This is a genomic window from Oscillatoria salina IIICB1, from assembly GCF_020144665.1.
GTDB lineage: Bacteria > Cyanobacteriota > Cyanobacteriia > Cyanobacteriales > SIO1D9 > IIICB1.
This window is the reverse complement of sequence record NZ_JAAHBQ010000058.1, coordinates 14,151-37,365: the sequence shown is the minus strand read 5'-3', so window position 1 is coordinate 37,365 and position 23,215 is coordinate 14,151. Positions and strand designations below refer to the sequence as shown.

Below are 23,215 nucleotides of genomic sequence, written 5' to 3'. Positions count from 1 at the left end.
TGTGTGAAAGAAGTTTCTCCGGTATCGAATAAATCTGCATCAGGAGAAGAAATCTCTTGTTCTAAATCTCCCCAATCTTCATCCTCGGAAACACTAGTTTCAGTTTCCGGTGTGAAAGAAGTTTCTCCGGTATCGAATAAATCTGCATCAGGAGAAGAAATCTCTTGTTCTAAATCTCCCCAATCTTCATCCTCGGAAACACTAGTTTCAGTTTCCTGTGTGAAAGAAGTTTCTCCGGTATCGAATAAATCTGTATCAGGAGAAGAAAATTCCTCATCAGTTAAACTTTCTGCTGCTGATAGAGTAGTTGTAGCTTCTTCATTTAATTCTTCAGATAGTAAATCAGATTGAGTTGAAGAATCTTCTGCCAAAATCTCTCCATCTTCATCAAAATCTGAATCTGATGTAGCTGTAGTAGTTTCCTCCTCTAATTCCCAAGCAGCGAAGTCTTCAGTAGATTCTGCTGGTAAAATATCGCCCCAATCATCTTCATCAGCGATATCTTCCCTAGAAGTATCTGTTTCTGTCAAAGAGCGATCTTCAGCTTCTCGTAAATTCCAAGAAGCTATTTCTGCTGCTGTCTCCTGTTGGGATAACTCCTCATCGAATAAATCTGAATCTTCCCAATCTGTTGTGGTGCGATCGCTACGGGAAGTAACTGTCTGTTCTTCTTCCAGATTAAACGAAGGCAAATCTTCTGCTTCAGTTTCGGATAATTCTTCTTCGAGAAAATCGCCCCAATCTTCTAAATCTGTATCGGCATTTTCTCTTTCCTCAGCAACAGTTGGCGTAACTTCGGATGATGCGAGGATTAAATTTTCCCTTGGAGGAGCAGCATCTTCTTCTATACGACTAGCCTCCGGATAAGTTGGTTGCGTGTAGTCTTGCTCGCGATCTTCCTCTTCAAGCCCTAGAGAAGGTGTTCTAGCTGCATATTCACCTCTCAACTGCTCGTCTGTCTGTGCAACAAGACTTTCTGAAGAAACCGAATCTGTTGAGGCTTCGCTTACTTCTGGCGGAGAATATACTGGAACGGACTCTTCCCAATCTTCTATTTCCAAATCCGAAACTGGCATTTCTGGCGTTGGCGCCACTGGATTTGCTGGTTGAGCGAAGTAATTCTGCTCATCTAGAGAAGCTTCTGTTCGAGACAGAGATGCAGACAAGCGTTCTCGATCTAAATCTGCTTCAATCTCGTCAGGAGAAAGCTTTGTTTGTTCAGTTTCTTCTAAAGGAAGAGAGGCGAGAAAATTTGTAACTTCATCGTCCCAATCTTCATCTTCCTCAGTTTCCTCGGCGGAAATTTCGCGATCGCTCTCAGAGGAGATTAAATCCGAAGTAACTTCAGGAATATTAGATAAATCCGCCAGTTCTGGTTCCGAGCCGAGTAGTCTAGTTTCTACTGCCGATATTTGGACGCTCGAGCGCTCCTCATCCAGATTCCGTCGCTGCCAAGCCAGTAAAACCGCGAATAGCTGTTGTAAACTTTGGAGATTGCCTTGAATGGTTTGATTAGCAAAAGCAACTTGTTGAGAATGAAATTGTCGCAATTCTCTATAGGGACCTGTACCGATAAAGCGATCGCCAATTTCGTTTTCGATATCTCCATCAACCAAATTAATGCGCGTTTGCAGTCGCTTTCCTGGTTGTGGAGCGATCGCTGTATCTTTTGCCGAACTTACCCAGGTAGTAATTTTCAACTCAATGGCTTGACTCATTGCTAGTACAAGCGCATCCCTAAGCTTGCCCGCTTTGATTGCCTCTTTGAAGTTGTCGCTCGACGGCATAACAATTATCTCCCTGAAGTCTCCAGTTTTTTGCTCCCTGCCAATTTTTTGCTAGTTATAAATCTTCTTCCTGGGAAGGAGAAAGTGCAGGGTTTCCTTCTTTTATTCTGTGCGATGCTTGGGGCAGTTGAGAGGCTGTACTCGCTAAAACCACAAACATTTGTTGCAAACTTTCCAGATTTTGTTGGATAGTTTTACGTCCTTCCTTTACCTGTTCTAAATGAAATTCTCGCAGTTCGGTGTAGGGAGCATTACCAATAAACTGAGTTCCAACTTCGTTTTCGATGTCTCCGTCTACCATATTCATCCTGGTACGCAAACAATTACCTGGAACCGGACGATCTGGATTTGACCCATTTGGGTTATCGTTAGCTGTGGAGACCCAGGTCGTAATTTCTAGCTCGATTGCTTCACTCAAAGCTAGCGTTAGAGCTTCAAAAATCTTTCCTTCTTTGATATATTCTTTGAATTGGTCGCTTGCCGCCATTATCGTCTTCCCCAAATCCGGAATTTCCTTGACTATATCAAAGATTGGGTGATTGGGGACTAGGGATTGGGTAATTGGGGATTGGGGATTGGGGATTGGGTAATTGGGGATTGGGAAAATTGGGAATGTGAGATTTCAATTGGATACAAGTAGCGACCAAGATGGTCGTACTACAACCATTTCGCCGCAATTGCTGATATTTTGATTAAAATGCCGAATAGTTTACCCAGTCCCCACTCACCAGTCCCTAATCACCAGTCCCCAGTCCCCAGTCCCCAGTTCCTAACTTTGCCAAAAATCAGTAACGTTGTAACCAAGTTCAGCTAGCATTCGACGCAATAAAGGTAAACTCAGACCGATGATGTTACTGTGACAACCTTCTATGCTCTCAACAAAAAGTCCGCCTTTTCCTTCGAGTGCAAAAGCGCCAGCACATTTGAGGGGTTCGCCGCTAGCGACATAAGCGCTAATTTCGCGATCGCTGATTTGAGCGAATGTTACTTTAGTTTTACCGCAATGTACTATTTTCCGTTGCTGAAGGCGATCGATTAGGGCATGACCTGTATATAAAATACCTGTATTTCCTGACATTTTCTGCCAGCGCGCGATCGCCACTTCTGCATTTTCTGGTTTCCCGTAAATCTCTCCACCGATTTCTAACACCGAATCGCAACCTAAAATCAAACCATCAGTAAAATTTTCTGCAACTACTTCTGCTTTACATAAAGCTAATTTTTGCACTAACTGAGCTGCCTCAGTTAACTCGATCTGCGATTCGTCAAAATTACTTTGACAAACAAGCGGTTTTATGCCTGCTATTTCCAGCAGGCGACGACGAGCAGGTGAAGCAGAAGCTAAGATAAAACTTGGCAAATTCATCTCATTAATTAATCGAACAAAGAGGTGATTTTTTCCTTAGTAACTCAACCAATCTGGTTAATTATTACTAATGTTACCAACTCTATTTGCTAGCAGATACCCAAATTTTTCTTAGTAAACTCGGAAAGAACTTACTGCTGTTTTAAACAAATTTTCTACTTTTGTCCAACGAGGTTCGCGAGTTGAGAGATTAAAGGTGAATAGTTTACCGCGACTAACTGCAATACTAGCAAGATTATGTCTTTCTTGACCGTTGGGTAGTTCTACTTCATACTCCAAAATATAGTAAGTCTGATTGTTTTTATCTGTTTGAGAATCGGCACTAATAAATTCAGTTTTCCGAGTATTTCTTGCTTCTTGATTGGCTTTTTTCAGAAATCTATAGCCTACTTCGGAGGGAGTACCTAAATCTTCTAAACTTTCTCCTTCGCGAATACTACTAATTACTACGCTTAAATTTTCCGTTCGCTCAACAATATCGCGAAAAATAGCGTCTACTCCCTCAGAGGAATTTTTCACCTCTACTTGTACCCAGCCATTAGGATAAAGAAATTCGTACCCCTGCACGCTATCAACATAGCTTTGTAGTCCACTAACACCTGTCGAGCAACCGTACAGACAAAGGCTCAAGATAATTAGGACACTGACAAAAAATGATTTGAGCATCTTTCTCCTTTTGAGTTCTGCCGCCTGTATTAATTGTCTCATGAGGAGCGATCGCTCGCCGGGTAAGGTATTTCTTCACCCTACCCAAATTCCTAATCTTAACTAAACCTTAAGAGACTGAAAAGGCAACGAAAAATAAACCACCGACTAAAATCGCCGCCATAACTCCTAAAATTAGATAATTGCGCTGTTGCTTTTTTGTCGGTGCTTCGGCTTTATATACTTTTGGTTCTACCGCAAAATTATTTATTAATCCACCGTCTTCTTCTGTGTAGGGCATTTTTTGTAACCTTTTGTTGCTTTTATTAAAGAAATTTTACTAAATTTTGGTAACTTTGGACAAGCGATCGCTTTTCTAGCGCATCAGAGGACTAGCATGGTGATGCACCATATACCATTTTTCTGCCATTTTTGCAAATATATTTGTAGCGATCGATTGTGCTTGCAGTCTTCTACCACGACTGATTTGCAAAACATTTTCCCGCAAAACCACATAGCCAAGATCGCCGCTAACTTCTACAGAAGTAACTTCTGTTTCAATTTCCAAGTATTGAGTAGCCTGAAAAATTTTCTCCCAAGAGGTGTGAATATCATTCCATCCTTGGATAATTTTACCTCCCGGATGAATGCACAAACTACCAGTCCCGGAAGACCAAACCTTACTCATCGCTTGGATATCTTTCTTTTCAAAGGCGCGATAAAACGCTGCGTTTGCTGCTAAAAGGTCATTATTGTTCATAAGATAGTAGTTGGTGACTGGGGACTGGTGATTGGGGACTGGTGATTGGGGACTGGGGACTGGGGACTGGGACTGGGAATTAGCTGTTGTGATAAGTTGGTTCAACAATTCCTCTTTGTCCTCCCCCTCTACCTTGTCTCCCCCCTCTCCCTTGTCCTCTCCCTCCTCCTTGTCTCCCTAATCCCTAATCCCTAATCAATCGTACCCGTGAGGGGCGAGCTAGCGCTAGCATAACTTTTGATGGGAATGCGTCCGGCAAGATAGCCAAGTCTACCTGCAACTGTAGCGTTACCCATTGCTTGTGCCATTACGACTGGGTTTTTGGCAAGTGCGATCGCGCTATTAATTAATAAAGCATCTGCGCCCATTTCCATCGAGTAAGCTGCTTCTGAGGGCGTACCAATTCCCGCATCTACAACTACGGGAATTTTCGCTTCTGCGACGATAATTCTAATATTCGCCTCATTTTTGATTCCTTGTCCAGAACCAATCGGCGATCCTAACGGCATTACTGTAACGCATCCTGCTTCTTCTAATCTTTTCGCTAAGACTGGATCGGCATTAATGTAAGGTAAAACGGCAAAACCTTCTTTAATTAACTGTTCTGCTGCTTGTAAAGTACCGATCGGATCGGGTAGCAAATATTTCGGATCGGGAATAACTTCTAGTTTGACAAAGTTATTATCTTCTTGCCCTAATAATTTCGCCATTTCTCGCCCTAAACGGGCAACTCTGACTGCTTCTTCGGCTGTTTGACAGCCAGCAGTGTTTGGCAACATCCATATTTTTGACCAGTCTAACGCTTCTGCGAGTCCTTCGTGTCCTGGTGCTTTGGTTTGTACGCGACGTACTGCAACGGTGACAATTTCGCAACCAGAAGCCGCGATACTCTGTTGCATAATTTCGATGCTGCTATATTTACCCGTACCTGTCATCAGTCGGGAAGAAAAAGTGCGATCGCCGATTGTTAAAAGATCGCTTTTCGGTGCTGTTTTAATTAGTGTATTAGTCATCTGGACGTTATTATCAATCGATTATTTTTATGGTAAATATTTTTGAACTACAGTCCAGCCTGTAAGCGAAACACAAGCAAAGCCGAGGAATAAAATAATATTCGTCGTCATGTGGAGCGAGAGCGCCCAAGGTTTGCTCGGACTAATCTGAGTTGCACTCCAGGCAGAAACTAATACTAACGCTACTACCGATAAACCAGCAACTAAATGCGGTGAGTGACCCAGACTACCATAATGTCCCAGAGTTCCCACAATCCCGATTAGCAACAGTAGTAACACCAGCCCTACCATTACCCCACCAATTCCATAATGAAACTGTCGCAACCAACTCGCACGTCTTTGTCCTTGGGTGCGTTTGTTGTACATCCATATACCACTAATAGCTTGCAGCAGATAGGCAAAAATCGCTAAACCCATCGACCAAGCAGCTATTTTCCAAAGCCAGAGAAAAGATGGTAAGTCCATTTATGCGCTTACTGTTTTTTCCTTAGCTTATGCTTTCTGACGCAAAAATTAAAGGGCTGCTCTCAGGCAACCCTCTTGTCTAATTAACCTTTTTTTGGTAAACTAGGCAAAATTAACTGCTGTTATTAAAGGAGTTGCAAAACTGCGGCTTTTTCTATCAGTTTGTGAAACAATTTCGTTTTTATTCTCGGTTTTTGTTTCCGGTTCGTAATCTACTGGGGAATCTTCGCCTTCATCTACTCTGAGACGAGTACAGGGAATGGTATCGTCAAGGATAGCACTTGCCATCATTCCTGTATGGATCTCTAACAAAGCTTCTGGTACCGCTTCAAAAACTAAGCGCTGTCCAGGAAAAACCACCCGTTCAAAATACCAGTTATCGATATTCGTAATTCGGGCTATTTGTACTTTGCTGGTGGCATTAACATAGCAACACAAGATACGATTAGTCTTGCCACTAGGGAGGGGATCGAGAATTTGAGCCATAATAATTAAGGCAATCGAGAACTTCACTAGGTTTTACAATTTCTACGCTAGCACCGTTCGATCCCCATTAGCTGTAAATACGAATACCAATCTGATTTGTTTATCTAGATAACCAAAAGGTTATTGGCTTTTTTGAGGTATTTTCCTAGGTATTTCTGTTATTTTATGGTAAATAGCGGTTTTTATACGTGTTTTACTTAAGCTAACTGATAGAATTTACTTATTGCTTTTGCTAATTACCTTTAAGATTTAGCGATCGCTGACAATTTTTTTCTCAGAGTTGATAGCTCTTCCTAATCTCGTTAAAGTAAACTTATATGAAAGCTTTTTTAATCTTCTGCCTTCATTTTTGTAAAAAAAGGAGGATTTAAGCTCTAAAAAGCAAATATCATCCGACCGGAGGATGATTGATTTTACCTTGTGCTAAAAAAAACAATTTTAATAATAGCCAGAAACCTTAATAACTAATTAAACGATCGTGGAACAGCGAATTCTTTATGTGCGTTTACCGTGCAACCCAATTTTTCCCATCGGCGTTGTTTATCTAGCAGACTGGGTTCAGAAAAGATTTCCTCAGTTAGAACAACGTATCTTAGATCTGGGAACAGTACCTCCTCTAGATTTTGGTAGAGCATTAGATAGTTATATCGATGATTTTCAACCAACACTGTTGGTTTATTCTTGGCGAGACATTCAAATTTACGCACCAGTAGGGGGTAGGGGTGGCAACCCCTTACAAAATGCCTTTGAGTTGTACTACGCCAAAAACCCCCTAATTAAGCTACGCGGTGCATTAGGGGGTCTACGTTTGGCATCTTCTTACTATGGCGAACTTTGGCGTAACATAGGCTTAGTGCGACGAGGAGTAAAACGCGCCCAGAAATATCATCCCCAAGCGAGGGCGGTAGTCGGTGGTGGTGCGGTAAGTGTATTTTACGAGCAACTGAAAAACAGCTTTCCCAAAAGAACTGTTGTTTCCGTGGGAGAGGGAGAAATGTTGCTCGAAAAATTGCTGCAAGGTGAAGATTTGAGTGGCGAACGGTGTTATATAGTTGGAGAAAGCGAACCGCGCGATCGCCTAATTCACGAGTCGCCCGCACCCGTGGAAAAATCGGCTTGCAATTACGACTACATCGAAAGTATTTGGCCCGAATTCAACTACTATTTGCAAGCAGACGACTTTTATATCGGCGTCCAAACTAAACGAGGTTGTCCTCACAACTGCTGTTACTGTATCTACACTGTTGTTGAAGGCAAACAAGTTAGAATTAACCCTGCTGAGGAAGTAGTCAAAGAAATGCGTCAGTTATACGATCGCGGAATTAGAAAATTCTGGTTTACTGACGCTCAGTTTATCCCAGCCAAAAAGTTTATCGACAATGCCGTCGAACTATTGCAGAAAATCCTTGATTCTGGCATGACTGATATTAACTGGGCAGCATACATTCGCGCCGATAATCTCACTCCCGAATTATGCGATTTGATGGTCAAAACCGGAATGAACTACTTTGAGATTGGTATTACCAGTGGTTCCCAAGAGTTAGTACGCAAAATGCGCATGGGTTACAATCTTCGCACCGTTTTGCAAAACTGCCGCGATTTAAAAGCTGCTGGTTTTAACGACTTGGTTTCGGTGAATTACTCATTTAATGTCATCGACGAACGTCTAGAAACCATCCGTCAAACCATTGCTTACCATCGAGAGTTAGAAAGAATTTTCGGCGCGGATAAAGTCGAACCAGCAATCTTTTTTATCGGCTTACAACCTCATACTCATTTAGAAGAATATGCCTTCGATAATAATATTCTCAAACCCGATTATAATCCCATGAGTTTGATGCCGTGGACGGCACGAAAATTACTTTGGAACCCGGAACCTTTAGGTAGTTTCTTCGGTGAAGTTTGTCTGCAAGCTTGGCAACAAAATCCTGATGATTTTGGACGCGAAGTAATGAAAATTTTGGAAGAAAGACTTGGTTGTGCTGAATTAGAAGAATGTCTCAGCGCACCTGTAGAAACTAAGCAGCAAAAACAATTGGTTACAGTTTCTTAGGGGATTGGGGACTGGGGATTGGGGATTGGGAAACAAGGAGGATAAACTGATAACTGGGAACTGGGAACTGATAACTGATAACTGATAACTGATAACTGATAACTGATAACTGATAACTGATAACTGATAACTGAAAAAAGCGATCGCTATGTTAAAAGGCTCGATTTTACAAAGACTAGAAGCAGCACATAAACATACTACCCGACCCTTAAATTTAGGGGTTTACTATAAAAATACTTTAGTTGCCCTTTGTCACGCTCTGGAAGACTATATTTTAGAGTCACAAAGCGAACCGATCGCGATCGTGGCTTTTCAACAGGGTAAGTGGTATCTACAAGAAGCCGATCGCTACAGCGCGATCGCCAAGAAAGCTGAGGCGATCGCGATTATGGCAACACCTGGTAGCGGTTTTGCCGAACATCCTACTAGCCAAAAAGATAACGTGGCACTGGTTAGTTTGACACCAGACGATCCCGTAGCCCAAGAGTGGCATTTAATCATTATCTCGCCTACATACACGGCAATGGTTTTATGTCAAGAACTTTCTGAAGCTGATTACGGTAGCCAAGGACAACCCGAATCGGATTTAGAGCGGAAATTCTACGGTTTCTGGACATTTGAACCTAAGTTAGTTCGGGAAACTGTAGAGCTTGCATTATCACATATTGGCAAATATGACCAGGAATTACAAGAAAAGTTAACAAAAAAAGTAACAGGGATGACCGCCGAGTTTGGCTCTCATCAACGCGACGATTTAGGTAAAGTAGTTTCGCGAGTGGTAGAGTACCTACAAACCAGTCAAGAAAATTTAGCCGAGCCATTTTCAGTTCCTTTTTCCAGGGAATTAGACGATAACTTAGTCTCGAATGAGACACAAGCATTTTTACGCATGGCGCAACTGATCGATCAAGCTGATGCGATTAATCCAATGGCGGCGGCGGAAGTCGCAGGGCTAGCAGAAGCGATGGGACAAATTTTAGACTTACCTGCGTGGCAAATCAAGCGCTTGCGGTTAGCAGGTTTTCTGCACCGTTTGGCTCCTTCTTTAGTCAAACAGGTTTCGGAAGAAGAAAACCAGGCTCCCTGCTGTCGGTTAGTACCCAGTGTAGAAGCATTGCGGATCATGCCGAGAATGAAAGCGATCGCCCACATTATCACCCATCAAGGCGAACATTGGGACGGCTCCGGTACACCTTTAGGTTTAACTTACGATCGCATTCCTCTCGAATCTCGCATTCTCGGTTTAGTTGCAGAATTTCAACATCTCGTCACCGTTTATAAACAAGACGATAACCAAGACAAGCCCCTCGCTCAAGCCCTTGCTGAGTGTCAGCAACAAGCAGCGAAAACATTCGATCCCAAGCTGGTTGACGCTTTATCCTTGTTAGTCATGGGAATGCAGCAAGGAATGAGTATCGAAGCCAGTCAACCGAAAATTGCGGCAGGAATGTGGTTACTTGAGGATGAAGTAGGTGAAGAGGCAAAAATTGTCCTTGAGGAGGTATCGTAGTCATAAAAATTGCGGGAAAACCTTTCTCAATCAGTTACCAAAAACCTTAAATGCTGACTCTGATAGATCGAAAAATAATGGAAATAGAAGCAATTCGGGCGGGAAAAATTAAACAATTACCAGGAGCAGACTTAGAAGATGAAGATTTATCTAACTCTCAGCTAGAAAAAGTTAACTTCGCAGGTGCTAACTTAGTTGGAGCAGATTTGAGCCACTCGAATCTTAAATCCGCTCGTTTAGATGGAGCAAATTTGCTGGGTGCGAAATTAATCGCCGCCGATTTGCGTACAAACTTGGTTGGTACTAATTTGATGCAAGCAGATTTGAGTCATGCTGATTTACGCGGTGCTAATTTACGCGGTGCTAATTTAATGGGAGCCAAATTAACTCAAGCTGCTGTAGCGGGTGCGTTTTTGAGTGGTGCAAATTTGTCGGGAGTGAATTTACAAGGTGTAGACTTGCGGGGTACTGATTTACGCGGTGCAAATCTTAATGGTGCTAACCTCAAAGGTGCGAATCTCGCTCAAGCTGATTTACAAGGTACTAGTTTAAGTGATACTAATTTAGAAGAGGCTGACTTGCGAGGTGCTAATTTAGCTGGGGCAAATTTAACTGGAGCAAATTTGCTTTGTGCTGAGTTAGAAGGCGCATCTATCCAAGGAGCTAATTTCGATCGCGCCTGTATGTTGGGAACTTCCGTCTAATTCGCGAGTAACTTTTCTGTAAAGCTTGCAAATTTTTCGCATTTGTGGTAATAAAATCTTTCAAGCGCAAAACCTAATTGAAAATGCTCAGAGAAAAAATTCTCCGTCAGCGCTATGCTTTACTAGAAGAGGTAGTCGAAGGAGCCTTCTGTAAGACTTATTTGGCTCGCGATCGCGATTTACCCGATAATCTTTTATGTATCGTTAAATCTTTTCAGCCTCGCTCTGCTGACGAGCGAATTTTAGCTCAAGCGCGGGAAATATTTGAACGAGAAACACAATTACTTTATCGTTTAGGAAAGTATCAATTTCAAATTCCTAATTTATGCGCTCGTTTTGAAGAAAATGGGCAATTTTATTTAGTGCGAGAGTATATTGAAGGAGAAAATCTTAGTGAAGAAGCACCACCAGGAAGCTGTTTGAGTGAGTCAGAAACCAGATTTTTATTGCAGGAAATCTTGGAAGTTTTGCAAATTCTTCATCAACATAATATCATTCATCAGAACCTTAAACCGCAAAATTTAATTCGCCGTCACGAAGATCGGAAAATTGTATTAATTGATTTTGGTGCTATCAAAGAAATTAGCCTTTTAGGAGATAATAACAATCAGAATCAAGTTAATTATAGTGCTTATTTAGCACCAGAACAAGTTGAAAACCAGCCCAAATTAAGTAGTGATATTTATGCAGTGGGAATAATTGGGATTTGTGCTTTAACCGGATTAACACCTCAAGAAATAAAAGATAAAATCAATTGGCGCGATCGCGTGAGGGAAAATAGTAGACTAGGGCTGATTTTAGAGAAAATGATCCAAGAAAATTTCCGCGATCGCTACCCATCAGCCGTGGCAGCTTTACAAGCTTTAATAACCGAAAACCTGCCCATAATCTTCTCTACTCAAGCTAACTTTACCATCGAACCCAGATTCGAGCAAGTACATCGCTTTGTAGACGGATTAGCACCAGTAAAAATCCACGATCGCTGGGGTTATATCGATCAAACAGGTAATTTAGTCATTCCCCCCGAATTTGTCGAAGCATATCGTTTTGCTGAAGGATTAGCACCAGTAAAACAAGATAAACTTTATGGTTACATAGATACTAACGGTAACTTTGTCATCCCACCGCAATTTGACGACGCTTACTGGTTTAAGGAAGAAATTGCACGAGTTAAACAAGGTAAAATGTGGGGCTATATCGAAAAGAGTGGTAAGTTTATTATTCCACCACAATTTGAAGACGCTTACTGGTTTACCGAAGGATTAGCACCAGTGAAAGTAGGATCTCGCTATGGGTATATTAACAAAAATGGCGATTTCGCGATCGCACCTCAATTTCTCACACCCAGTTGGTTTTCCGAAGGCTTAGTCGCTGTCGAAGCCAAAAAATGGTTAAATGTGAAACTAGGCTATATCGAAAAGAGTGGAAAATTTGTCATTCCACCGCAATTTGACGAAGCATATCGCTTTGCTAATGGATTAGCACCAGTCAAAGTGGGCGCAAAATACGGTTATATTGATAAAAGCGGAAAATTTGCGATCGCGCCGCAATTTGAAGACGCATATTGGTATAGCGAGGGGATAGCACGAGTCAAAGATGGCGATCGCTGGGGCTATATCGATACCCAAGGAAATTTTATCATTCAACCAGAGTTTGCCCAAGCTTATTGGTTTAGCGAAGGACTAGCACAAGTTAAACAAGGTAATCAATGGGGTTATATTAATCTTACTGGCAATTTAGTAATCCCGCCTCAATTTGCCGATGCGACACCTTTTTCTGAAGGATTAGCAGCAGTAAAAGTTAAAGACAGATGGGGCTTTATTAGTTTAGCAAATGCTTAATTATCACCTCTCACCCAACCCCTCTCCTAATAGGAAAGGGGAGAAGATTTGCTACGCATTATCACCTTGTCTAGACTCAAATACAACATTTCTACCTAACTTTCTCAAATTTTCTCCTAAACCAAAAAGCCATAATTCCTAAGAAAAATAAACCCATCAAACCAGCAACAGGATTACCATCAACTCCAGTAATCCAAGGAGAAACTCGATTAGTATAGGTAACGATTTCACCCACATTCAAAATATAGTAACCCCAAACCAAACCTGCGTGTAAACCAATAGCAATACCTAAACGCGATCGCGCAGATTCTTTCGCCCAAACTAACGTTAATCCTAAGACAATTAAACCGGGAAATTGTGGAAAAGTACGCATAACTTCTCCTAAAGGTTTAAGAAAGTGCAATGTAGCAAAAATTAGCGCATTAGCCCAAGCCGCTATTTTTAAAGAATAATCTCGCTTTAACTCATCAAACAACCAACCGCGAAAGAATAATTCCTCGGCAAAACTAACACCTAAAGCACTGATAAATCCTTCAGCAATTATCCTCAGCAAACTTACTTTGGCAGACTGTAAACTCACCCAACCCAAAGCACTTTCAACAAAAAACAATCCCAAAGTAAAGAATAAACCAATAGCTAAACCATTAGCAAATAAATGGAAACTATTTCTGTTAAATGCAATACCGTAGGTTTTAAATATCTGAGAATCTTGATAAACTTTCTTCCCCCAAAACTTCACTAAAACCAGAAATTCTAGTAAGAGTAACCCCATTGTCAAAATTGTCACCAAATTGGGGTCAGATTGAAACAAAAAATACAGTGGCGCTGCCCCCGGTAGCCAAATTAGGAGCAGAAAAAGAATGAAAATACCCAGCCTTGCTGGTGCTGGGTATTGCCCGATAAACGTCAAATTAGCTTTCAAGAATTCAAGGATTTATTCATCAGGTTCAATTGTGCTGGTTAAACCGTGATTTTTCAGCGTTTCGCAGTAAAACTCAGCGTGTTCCAAAGCACAAGTAATAACTAAAGCAATACCATTTGTATGAGCTTCCATCATGATATTAACAGCTTGGGGCTGAGTCATCCCCGCTACTGTTTGCATTAACACCTGTACGACATACTCCATGCTATTAAAATCATCGTTATGGAGTAAAACTCGATAGCGAGGTGCGTGTTTACGGACAGTATTTGTTTTCTCTATGGTTGTGGTTGATGGCTTTTCCAGGATATCAACGGACACAATTTACCTCCTTTCGTTTAACTTTCTACAAGGATTCCTGGGAATAGGGAAAAACTGCGATCGATTGTTTATCTTACTGAACAATTTTAAAAGCTTGCAGGGGCAAACTTCAGCAGCTTTTCCCATCTTCGTCACGGAACGATAAAATAAAGCTGTTAACGTTACTTAACATTTAGGGCATGATAGCCACAGGTACAGCAGAAGCTTCGATTCCAGGTTATTACTGGCAGTGGCGAGGACATTCTATCTATTATGTCAAAGCTGGCACAAAGCGAGAGGGAATCCCGCCACTGTTATTAGTTCATGGTTTTGGTGCGTCTACAGATCATTGGCGCAAAAATATCGCGCAGCTGAAGGATGATTTTGAGGTTTGGGCGATCGACTTATTGGGTTTTGGGCGATCGGCGAAAGCTGATGTACAGTATAGCGGTGAGTTATGGCGGGATCAGCTTTTTGATTTTATCACTGAAGTCATTGGTTCGACCGTAGTCTTAGCGGGAAATTCTTTAGGTGGATATTGTGCTTTGTGCGTTGCTTCCCAACGTCCCTCGGCGGTTATGGGTTTAGTTTTGTTGAATAGCGCCGGACCTTTCACCGATACCAAAGTTCCCGAAAATAATAACTCTTGGCAAAAGTGGATGAGTAAACTCAGTCGCTGGGTTTTGTTACAACCGATCCCCAGTTATTTGTTATTCCAATACGTCCGCCAAAGATCGACGATTCGCAAAACCCTAGAAAGAGTTTACCTCGATCGCTCCGCCGTCAGCGATCGCTTAATCGAAGAAATTTATCGCCCATCATGCGATCGCGGCGCTGCCAAAGTCTTCGCTTCCGTGTTTAAAACTCCCCGTGGCGAAATGGTAGACGTGCTATTGCAGCAATTACAGTGTCCCCTGTTACTTTTGTGGGGAGAAGGCGATCCCTGGATGAATGCTAAGGAAAGAGGGGCAAAGTTTAAGAAATATTATCCCAACTTGACAGAACACTACCTTCGTGCTGGTCACTGTCCCCACGACGAAGTACCAACAGAAGTTAATCGCTTACTCCGCGACTGGGTTTTCAGTGTCCAGTGAACAGTGACCAGTGACCAGTGACCAGTGAACAGTTATCAGTGACCAGTTATCAGTTAGCAGTTAGCAGTGACCAGTTATCAGTTATCAGTTATCAGTTATCAGTTAGCAGTGACCAGTTTATCCTCTTGTTTCCCAATCCCTAATCCCCAATCCCCAATCCCCAGTCACCTCCTCCCCAGTCACCTCCTCCCCAGTCACCTCCTCCCCAATCCCCAATCCTTGCCATCCTCCAAAAGGGTCTAATATGGGACTGTTAAACTTTTCTAAACTGTACTCAGGGTAGGTTTAATTGCCGAACGCTTAATATTCTGTTACAAAGGTACAAAGACCGTAGAAAGAAGCAAATAGACATATGATTGGTGGCTTTGTTGGTTTTGGTAACGATCGCGGCGCGGACTGGGCAGAAAATATGCTCAGTACCGTAGCCACAAATACCCTGCGCCACCTGTTTACTCGCTCTGAGTTGGTCGATGTTCAGGTTCGGTGCAACCCTCCGAGTAAGCTGTTGCAGGGTAGCATCGACAGCTTTAAAATGAATGGTCGAGGCATAGTAATTCGTCGGCAATTTCGCGCGGAGGAGATGTCATTCGAGACTGATGCGGTGTCGATCGATGCTGGTTCGGTAATGCAAGGGAATTTGTCTCTGAAGCAGCCAACTCAAGCGATCGCTGCGGTAAAACTGACAGAAAAAGATATTAATGAAGCTTTTGGTGCGGATTTAGTTAAGAAGCGTCTAGAAAAGCTGACCTTACCCACATTGACAGAACTGTCTGATGGTAAACCCGTTTCCTTTACTGATGTCCAAATTGAACTCTTACCCAACAACGGGTTAAAACTGTTCGCCAAGGCTGACTTAAGCGACAATGGTAAAGTACCAGTAAGCTTAAGTTGTACTCTCGGAGTTGAGAGACGGCGCAGGATTAAGTTTCAAAATGCCAAATTTGAACCGGAAGCAGTCCCAGAAGAGTTACGAGATATTTCCGAACAGTTGACGAATGTGTTGATTGAGATTTTAAATGATATGGTCGATCTCGACCGTTTCAACCTTGACGGGGTGAATATGCGGATTAATCGCCTAGAAACTCAAGGTAATATGCTCGTATTCACTGGTTACGCGCAAATTGAGCGAGTCCCGAAAACAGGTTGATTGGGGGATTGGTGATTGGGGACTAGGGACTGGTGACTGGTGACTGGGGATTGGGGACTGGGGATTGGGGATTGGGGATTGGGGATTAGGGATTGGGGATTGGGAAACAAGAGGATAAACTGTTAACTGTTCCCTGCTAACTGATAACTGTTAACTGTTCCCTGATAACTGATAACTGGTCACTGATAACTGATAACTGGTCACTGCTAACTGATAACTGGTCACTGCTAACTGCTAACTGTTCACTGGTCACTGCTAACTGTTAACTGCCATCTACCAATAGAAAATGGGACTGGGTGAAATAGTCTTAATACCCCTACTCGTATTTTCGCTCGTAGCGATCGCGCTAATCATCGAGCGATGTATTTTTTGGTGGCGTTTACAAAAGTTTCAAGAACCGATAATCAAAGAATTTCTGAGTCAATATCAATCTAATTCTCAGACAAGTTTAACACTACTAGAAAACAGCTCTCACTTTCCTCTTCCCCGAATCTTCCTCACCGCTTTAGAATTAAACCATCCCACTCCAGAAGAATTTCGCTTAGCCTTAGAAACTGCCGCCCAAGCCGAAATTACCATACTCAAGCGCTTTAACACCGTCTTTGAAACAATTATTAGCATTGCCCCGTTATTAGGCTTACTAGGAACAATATTAGGCTTAATCGAAGCCTTTGCCGCCCTAAGACTCGGCGATATTAGTAACACTAACACGGCGGGAGTAACCGGAGGAATTAGCGACGCTTTAATCACCACCGTAGCAGGCTTAATCGTCGCAATTTTCACCCTTTTATTTGCTAACACATTTCGCGGATTATATCGCCGTCAACTAACAACAATTCAGAAATACGGCGGCAAATTAGAACTACTATATCGACACTATTATCAAATCAACAAATAGTAAAAATTGATAACGACTATTTAAAACCTTAGCTTGCCATTTCCTTTAACTTTCATACCTTTGATTATAAGATAGGGAATATCGTATAATAGGGGTTACGAGCTTGAAAGTGCTTAGTTGGAAACGAAAGCGTCACAGTCAGTTTAAATTTACCGATCGGTTGTCAACGATATCGAAGCAATATGAATATTTCTTTACAGCCAGAATTGGAACAATATCTCCAAGAGAAAGTGAGCAGAGGTCAATATCAGTCTATTGATGAGGCAATTGAGGAAGGAATTAAACTGTTGATAAATCGGGATGAGATTTATCAGGGACGTTTTGAGGAGTTGAAAGAAGAAATCGGGATTGGGGTATCAGCCTCAGAACAAGGCGATTTGATTAATAGTGATGAGGTATTTGAAAGGCTAGAAAAAAAGTTAAATCAGCGTCGAATGCAACAGGAAAATGAGTAAAATTTGCAGGTTTACTATCTTATATAACTCAACCTTAATCTGAGAAACTTAAGATTATTAACAAGATCAAAATCGCTTCAAAATACACAGGAGGCTAATTTTGTCAAGCAAAATATTAGAATTGGCAAAATTATTTAGCAAACTAGGCACGATCGCATTTGGTGGACCTGCCGCTCATATTGCCATGATGGAAGACGAAGTGGTAAATAGAAGAAGGTGGATAACACGCGATCGTTTTCTCGATCTCATCGGTGTAACTAACTTGATCCCCGGTCCAAATTCAACCGAAATGGCAATTCACGTCGGTTATATTTACGGTGGCTTATCAGGGTTATTTGTCGCCGGAATTTGCTTTATTTTTCCGGCGGTATTAATTACGGGAATTTTGGCTTGGATTTATGTACAATTTGGTAATCTTCCCGAAATTGAACCTTTATTTTATGGAATAAAACCAGCAGTTTTAGCAATAATTTTTGGGGCTTTATGGCGATTAGGAAAAAAAGCCGTTAAGAGTCGGCAACTGTTGGTAATTGGTTTAGGTGTCGTACCTTTAATTTTATTAGGAATTAACGAAGCGATCGCACTTTTGGTAGGTGGGATAGTTGGCGCAATTTGGTTAAAATTAGGCAAAGATCCGCCCGAAAATAGCGCATCAATGCTAGTGGCGGGTTTAAATTTAAGTGCCATATTGGAAAATACCATAGTTATTGCCGCCGAAGTAACAACAACCGTCAAACCTGCATTATGGGAATTAGGTTTATTTTTCCTAAAAGTAGGCAGTATCTTATTTGGTAGCGGCTATGTTTTAATAGCTTTTTTAGAAGGCGAAGTTGTGGGAAAATATCAATGGTTAACACAACAACAATTATTAGATGCGATCGCTATCGGTCAATTTACCCCAGGTCCAGTATTATCCACCTCAACCTTCATCGGCTACCTTATTTTAGGCGTTCCCGGCGCGATCGCCGCAACCCTTGGAATTTTTCTACCCTCATTTTTCTTCGTCGCTATCCTCAACCCGATAATTCCCAAACTACGCGAGTCCAAATGGACAGCAGCCTTTCTCGACGCAGTCAACGTGAGCGCGGTAGCATTAATGGCAGTAGTCACCTTTCGCTTAATCGTCGAAACCTTATTTCAACCCTTAGATTTAGTTGGTATAGCGATCGCGATCGTTGCTGGTATAATCGTCTTACGCTGGAAAATCAACGCCGCTTGGATCGTTTTAGGAAGCGCAGCGATCGGTTACTTTATTTCAGTCTTAATCTAAGATCGCCAAATTATGTAGCTGTGTCAGCAAAAATCCAAACATCCATTTATCAAAATATCTAGAGAAACTAGAGATAACATCTCACAAAGAAAAATCTGATAAATGTTAGCCTAGGAATGGCAATCATTTAGACGTAATTATTTCCAGTTCCATGAACAAAGTCGTCGTCGGGTTATCCGGTGGGGTTGACAGTTCCGTAGCCGCCGCCACCCTACACCATCAAGGATATCAAGTAATTGGACTTACCCTTTGGTTAATGAAGGGTAAAGGACAATGCTGTTCCGAAGGAATGGTAGATGCGGCGTTTATTTGCGAACAACTGGGAATACCCCATCACATCGTCGATATTCGCGAAGTTTTCCAAGAAAATATCGTTAATTACTTGATTTCTGGTTACGAAGCAGGAGTAACACCTTTACCTTGTTCCCAATGTAACCGAACCGTAAAATTCGGTCCAATGCTGGAATATGCGAAAGCAAACTTAGACAGCGAGAAAATTGCGACCGGACATTATGCGCGTATCGAGTACAATGACGAATTAGAACGCTATCAGTTATTTACAGCACGCGATCGCCAAAAAGACCAATCCTACTTCCTCTACGATCTTACCCAGGAAATGCTCGCTGGGACAATCTTTCCTTTAGGAGATCTAACCAAAAGCGAAACCCGCAAAATTGCTGCCGAATTTAACTTGAAAACCGCCAGTAAACCAGAAAGTCAAGACTTATGCTTAATTGAAGCCCACGGTTCAATGCAAAAATTTCTCGCGAAGTATCTCAGTGAGAAAGAAGGCGAAATCGTAGACGAAAGCGGTAAAGTCCTCGGCAAACACCAAGGTATCCATAACTATACCATCGGACAGCGTAAAGGACTAGGAATTGCCCATAGCGAAGCCTTATACGTGATTAAACTCGATCCAGTCATGAATCGAGTCATAGTCGGAAATCGTAGCAGTGGCGATCGCAGCGAATGTACAATTCAACGAACTAACTGGGTATCCATTCCCCAGCCTACCACACCAATACACTCTCAAGTACGAGTCCGCTATCGTTCTCAACCCGTACCAGTCACCGTCATTCCCTTAACAGAATCTCGCGTCAAACTAATCTTCGCTGAACCCCAGTTTAGCATCACCCCCGGACAAGCAGCAGTCTTCTACGATGAAGAAATGTTACTCGGCGGCGGCATAATTGAAAAACAAGCAACTTCGTAATAGTTTGTTTCTAGTTAGGCTTTAGCCTCATTTTTCTGCAAAAAAAGCGGAAATTTTCCTGAATAGACCAATCTTAGTTTAGGGTGTGTTAGCTAACGCACCCTAAATTTATTGGCAAATAAATCATATTTAAGCTACAAAAGCAATATCATCACCAAAAATAGGAGGAAAACTAATGTTACCAATGCGCCAAGGAGATGTTATTCTCTTACCTACGAAGCAAGTAACAGGTAAAAAAGTCCCTCACTTAATTCTTGCAGAAGGAGAAGTAACCGGACACACACACCGAATTAGTGATGGACAAGCAGAATTATATGAAAAAGATGGTACTTTGTATCTGCGGGTATTGTCAGAAACTGCTACTTTAACCCATGAGGAACATAAGCAAATTACAGTTCCTCAAGGTGATTGGATGGTACGAATTCAAAGAGAATACGAACCTGAAGGTTGGCGCTATGTTGCTGACTAATTGTTAATTGTTGGTTGGGTGTGTTCGGGGATGATAATTATTTGGGAAAACTCGAACACACTTGACTATAAGTTATGAGGTTATCTAGGTTATTTGGGAGTTTATTTTCGCGCCAAGTCGCCAAGAAGAATGCTAAGTAATTAATTCAATTTCGAGTTAAGTTTGGGTGGGTTTAAGGTCGAAGATAATAATTAATTGTAGCTAAAATAGGGGAAATTATGGCTAAAAAGATCGAGCAGCTTACTTCTGAACAAAGAGCTTTGATTCCAGTTTATCAGGAAAAGTGGCGCAAAATTGCTTTTTCTACTGAAGCAATAAATAAACAACAAGCCACTCAAGCTGTAAAAGAGATTTATCAGGTTATTGGCAAAAAAACGCCAGCAGTTCGCTTTTTCAGTAGTCCGGAAATATTAAAACAAGAAATTATCAGCCAGCCACCTGAACGATTAGCCCAAGAATTAGGAGCGCCAATATTAACAATACCATCTACTTTTGAGTTATTTTTGGGTGAGTTAAACGAACAAATAGAAACGCAACTTTGGCAGGAATTAACCCAGAGATTAGCTTTCCAAGAACGATTGGGAGCGATGATGCAAGTAACGGGAATAATTTGGACGCAAATTGCCGAAAATAGCGAACAAATTGCTCAGTTACAAGAATATCTTTTTTGGGAACAACAACAACAGTTTATTCGCGACCAGTTGCGGAAATTGCCAGGGGGAGATTTATTGATTCAATTGGGTGATTGGCAATGGGAAATGTTAGGTAAACCTCTCTGGGAAGGAGTTGGAGAACCTTTGCTTAATCAACTTATGTCTCAGCCAGAGATTCGAGAGTGGGAGCAAACATATATTCAACCTATATTGGGTATTTCTAGTAGTTTGGGGTTGACTTTAAATCTGTTTCGTTCTAATTTTGATGTATTTTTAGCTAGTGTGGTTGATTACTGTATATCGGTATTGGAATGTGAAGTAGATACTAGGAAATGGTTGAGACTAAAGTCTTTAATTATTGAATGTGGTTGGTTTTTACCATTTGAACGAACTTGTTGGGTTTTGGAACGACCAAATCAATTATCTTTTGATAGTGAAAATCGGTTGCACGCTGAGGGAGAAGCAGCGATTAAATATGCAGATGGTTATAGTATCTATCTGTATCGTGGCGTGGTATTACCCAAAAAATATGGTGAAGTACATCCGAATTTGTGGCAGTCAGAATGGTTGTTAAGCGAGCAAAATGCCGAATTGCGGCGAGTCTTAATTCAAGGAATTGGATACGATCGCTTGTGTCAAGAATTAGCAGCTAAAGAAATAGATAGTTGGCGAGAGTATACCTTATTAGAGATAGAAAACGAGGTGGATATCGAACCAATTCACTTGTTAAAAATGACTTGTCCCAGTACAGGTTATATTCATGCAACCCGCATACCGCCAGACATTTTATCAGCCAGAGAAGCAATTCGCTGGACAAATCAGGGTATAGATCCCGAAGAATTTTCTATAGAGACATAATAAGATCGCCCTTTCTCTCTCCAGAAATCCGGAAAAGAGACTCCATTGCTTGATAGGATTAATCCGTGCAGCCAAAATAGACAGAAGTTAGGTATGAGTTTACACAAAGACGCGATCGCGCCACACGGCGGTCAACTAATTAATCGTCTCGCTACCCCGGAACAAAAACAGGAATTGCTCTCTCAAGCGGATAATTTACCTCGCGTTACCCTTGACAAACGCGCTGTTTCTGACCTAGAACTAATCGCGATCGGTGGCTTTAGTCCTCTCACCGGATTTATGTCAGCAAATGACTACAAACAAGTTGTTAACGAAATGCGGATGGTTGACGGACTACCTTGGTCAATTCCCATTACCTTATCAGTAAGCGAGGAAGTAGCAGCACCTCTAACTGAAGGTGAAACTATACGTCTAGACGATCCTCAAGGAAACTTTATTGGTATCCTGGAACTCACAGAAAAATATCGCTACGACAAAGTACACGAAGCAGTCAAAGTTTATCGCACCAACGACGAAAAACACCCAGGCGTAAAAGTAATTTACGACCAAGGAGACATCAACCTAGCTGGTTCTGTCTGGATGTTAGAACGTCAATCTCATCCCTTATTTCCTAAGTACCAAATTGACCCCATCGAATCGCGGACAATGTTTCGCGACAAAGGCTGGAAAACCATCGTCGGCTTTCAAACCCGTAACCCGATCCACCGCGCCCACGAATATATCCAGAAATGCGCCTTAGAGACCGTTGACGGCTTGTTTTTGAATCCCTTAGTAGGAGCAACCAAAAGCGACGATATCCCCGCAGACGTGCGTATGCGCTGCTATGAAATCATGTTAGAGAACTACTACCCCAAAGACCGAGTAATTCTCGCCATTTACCCCGCAGCCATGCGTTACGCAGGACCAAGAGAAGCAATTTTACACGCGATCGTCCGGAAAAATTACGGCTGCACCCACTTTATCGTCGGTCGCGATCACGCAGGCGTAGGCGATTATTATGGCACTTACGATGCTCAAGAAATTTTTGACGAATTTGAACCAGGAGAACTCGGCATCACGCCGATGAAATTTGAACACGCTTTCTACTGTAAGCGTAGCGGACAAATGGCAACCTCGAAAACCAGTCCTAGCTTACCGGAAGAACGAATTCACCTTTCTGGAACCAAAGTAAGAGAAATGCTGCGTCGCGGCGAAATGCCACCCCCAGAATTTTCTCGTCCAGAGGTAGCTGCGGAATTGGCGAAAGCCATGCGCGTGACTGAATAGTAATGATTACAGAACTTGGGTAGCAATTCAATTCCCAGAATTG

General features: G+C 42.0%; 24 protein-coding genes. 13 read left to right on the top strand and 11 right to left on the bottom strand.

All coding sequences use genetic code 11. The features are described 5' to 3' along the window. The 9 genes from G3T18_RS17465 to G3T18_RS17425 form a co-directional block, all read right to left on the bottom strand. Positions 1-1,787 (bottom strand): hypothetical protein (locus G3T18_RS17465; protein ID WP_224411857.1); only part of this gene is annotated, 1,787 nt, incomplete at its 3' end. 55 nt (positions 1,788-1,842) lie between these two features. Next, positions 1,843-2,274 (bottom strand): hypothetical protein, encoded by a 432-nt coding sequence (locus G3T18_RS17460; protein ID WP_224411856.1) that lies wholly within the window; start codon positions 2,272-2,274, stop codon positions 1,843-1,845. A gap of 282 nt (positions 2,275-2,556) precedes the next feature. Next, positions 2,557-3,153 (bottom strand): Maf family protein, encoded by a 597-nt coding sequence (locus G3T18_RS17455; protein ID WP_224411855.1) that lies wholly within the window; start codon positions 3,151-3,153, stop codon positions 2,557-2,559. A gap of 111 nt (positions 3,154-3,264) precedes the next feature. Beyond that, positions 3,265-3,819 (bottom strand): photosystem II reaction center PsbP, encoded by a 555-nt coding sequence (gene psbP, locus G3T18_RS17450; RefSeq protein ID WP_224411854.1) that lies wholly within the window; start codon positions 3,817-3,819, stop codon positions 3,265-3,267. A gap of 109 nt (positions 3,820-3,928) precedes the next feature. Then, on the bottom strand, positions 3,929-4,099 hold the full coding sequence (gene psb34 / locus G3T18_RS17445) for a photosystem II assembly protein Psb34 (protein WP_224411853.1): 171 nt from the start codon (positions 4,097-4,099) through the stop codon (positions 3,929-3,931). A 75-nt stretch (positions 4,100-4,174) separates the two neighbouring features. Further along, positions 4,175-4,558: a nuclear transport factor 2 family protein gene (locus G3T18_RS17440; protein WP_224411852.1), complete on the bottom strand. Its 384-nt coding sequence runs from the start codon at positions 4,556-4,558 to the stop codon at positions 4,175-4,177. Positions 4,559-4,749: 191 nt separating this feature from the next. Beyond that, positions 4,750-5,571 (bottom strand): thiazole synthase, encoded by an 822-nt coding sequence (locus G3T18_RS17435; protein WP_224411851.1) that lies wholly within the window; start codon positions 5,569-5,571, stop codon positions 4,750-4,752. Between the two features lie 27 nt (positions 5,572-5,598). Then, on the bottom strand, positions 5,599-6,036 hold the full coding sequence (locus tag G3T18_RS17430) for a DUF4079 domain-containing protein (RefSeq protein ID WP_224411850.1): 438 nt from the start codon (positions 6,034-6,036) through the stop codon (positions 5,599-5,601). A 102-nt stretch (positions 6,037-6,138) separates the two neighbouring features. Next, a complete protein-coding gene (locus G3T18_RS17425; RefSeq protein WP_224411860.1) occupies positions 6,139-6,522 on the bottom strand; it encodes a DUF1830 domain-containing protein in 384 nt (127 codons plus the stop codon). A 478-nt stretch (positions 6,523-7,000) separates the two neighbouring features. Here G3T18_RS17425 and G3T18_RS17420 point away from each other — a divergent pair, with 478 nt between their 5' ends. The 4 genes from G3T18_RS17420 (at position 7,001) to G3T18_RS17400 (ending at position 12,630) form a co-directional block, all read left to right on the top strand. After that, positions 7,001-8,575 (top strand): photosystem II high light acclimation radical SAM protein, encoded by a 1,575-nt coding sequence (locus G3T18_RS17420; RefSeq protein ID WP_224411849.1) that lies wholly within the window; start codon positions 7,001-7,003, stop codon positions 8,573-8,575. A 148-nt stretch (positions 8,576-8,723) separates the two neighbouring features. Further along, positions 8,724-10,085: a DICT sensory domain-containing protein gene (locus G3T18_RS17415; RefSeq protein WP_224411848.1), complete on the top strand. Its 1,362-nt coding sequence runs from the start codon at positions 8,724-8,726 to the stop codon at positions 10,083-10,085. A gap of 50 nt (positions 10,086-10,135) precedes the next feature. After that, positions 10,136-10,789: a pentapeptide repeat-containing protein gene (locus G3T18_RS25580; RefSeq protein WP_449868170.1), complete on the top strand. Its 654-nt coding sequence runs from the start codon at positions 10,136-10,138 to the stop codon at positions 10,787-10,789. Positions 10,790-10,872: 83 nt separating this feature from the next. Beyond that, positions 10,873-12,630, top strand: a complete 1,758-nt coding sequence (locus G3T18_RS17400) for a WG repeat-containing protein (RefSeq protein WP_224411847.1) — start codon at positions 10,873-10,875, stop codon at positions 12,628-12,630. A 91-nt stretch (positions 12,631-12,721) separates the two neighbouring features. Here the strand turns inward: G3T18_RS17400 and G3T18_RS17395 are convergent, their stop codons facing one another. Next, on the bottom strand, positions 12,722-13,441 hold the full coding sequence (locus tag G3T18_RS17395; protein ID WP_224411846.1) for a CPBP family intramembrane glutamic endopeptidase: 720 nt from the start codon (positions 13,439-13,441) through the stop codon (positions 12,722-12,724). A gap of 123 nt (positions 13,442-13,564) precedes the next feature. After that, positions 13,565-13,870: an ATP-dependent Clp protease adapter ClpS gene (gene clpS, locus G3T18_RS17390; protein WP_224411845.1), complete on the bottom strand. Its 306-nt coding sequence runs from the start codon at positions 13,868-13,870 to the stop codon at positions 13,565-13,567. 179 nt (positions 13,871-14,049) lie between these two features. On the opposite strand from clpS, the gene G3T18_RS17385 reads away from it, so the two are divergent. The 9 genes from G3T18_RS17385 (at position 14,050) to sat (ending at position 23,172) form a co-directional block, all read left to right on the top strand. Then, a complete protein-coding gene (locus G3T18_RS17385; protein ID WP_224411844.1) occupies positions 14,050-14,943 on the top strand; it encodes an alpha/beta fold hydrolase in 894 nt (297 codons plus the stop codon). A gap of 352 nt (positions 14,944-15,295) precedes the next feature. Then, positions 15,296-16,090 carry an LmeA family phospholipid-binding protein gene (locus G3T18_RS17380; RefSeq protein WP_224411843.1) on the top strand — a complete coding sequence of 265 codons (795 nt, stop codon included), beginning with the start codon at positions 15,296-15,298 and terminating at the stop codon, positions 16,088-16,090. Between the two features lie 286 nt (positions 16,091-16,376). Next, positions 16,377-16,988: a MotA/TolQ/ExbB proton channel family protein gene (locus tag G3T18_RS17375; RefSeq protein ID WP_224411842.1), complete on the top strand. Its 612-nt coding sequence runs from the start codon at positions 16,377-16,379 to the stop codon at positions 16,986-16,988. Positions 16,989-17,170: 182 nt separating this feature from the next. Continuing rightward, a complete protein-coding gene (locus G3T18_RS17370; RefSeq protein ID WP_224411841.1) occupies positions 17,171-17,443 on the top strand; it encodes a ribbon-helix-helix domain-containing protein in 273 nt (90 codons plus the stop codon). 100 nt (positions 17,444-17,543) lie between these two features. Then, positions 17,544-18,713: a chromate efflux transporter gene (chrA, locus tag G3T18_RS17365; RefSeq protein WP_224411840.1), complete on the top strand. Its 1,170-nt coding sequence runs from the start codon at positions 17,544-17,546 to the stop codon at positions 18,711-18,713. 151 nt (positions 18,714-18,864) lie between these two features. Beyond that, positions 18,865-19,926 carry a tRNA 2-thiouridine(34) synthase MnmA gene (mnmA, locus tag G3T18_RS17360; protein ID WP_224411839.1) on the top strand — a complete coding sequence of 354 codons (1,062 nt, stop codon included), beginning with the start codon at positions 18,865-18,867 and terminating at the stop codon, positions 19,924-19,926. Between the two features lie 175 nt (positions 19,927-20,101). Next, positions 20,102-20,395, top strand: a complete 294-nt coding sequence (locus tag G3T18_RS17355) for a hypothetical protein (protein WP_224411838.1) — start codon at positions 20,102-20,104, stop codon at positions 20,393-20,395. Between the two features lie 218 nt (positions 20,396-20,613). Beyond that, positions 20,614-21,906: a DUF6745 domain-containing protein gene (locus G3T18_RS17350; protein WP_224411837.1), complete on the top strand. Its 1,293-nt coding sequence runs from the start codon at positions 20,614-20,616 to the stop codon at positions 21,904-21,906. A gap of 93 nt (positions 21,907-21,999) precedes the next feature. Continuing rightward, positions 22,000-23,172 (top strand): sulfate adenylyltransferase, encoded by a 1,173-nt coding sequence (gene sat / locus G3T18_RS17345; RefSeq protein ID WP_224411836.1) that lies wholly within the window; start codon positions 22,000-22,002, stop codon positions 23,170-23,172. Positions 23,173-23,215 lie beyond the last annotated feature (43 nt).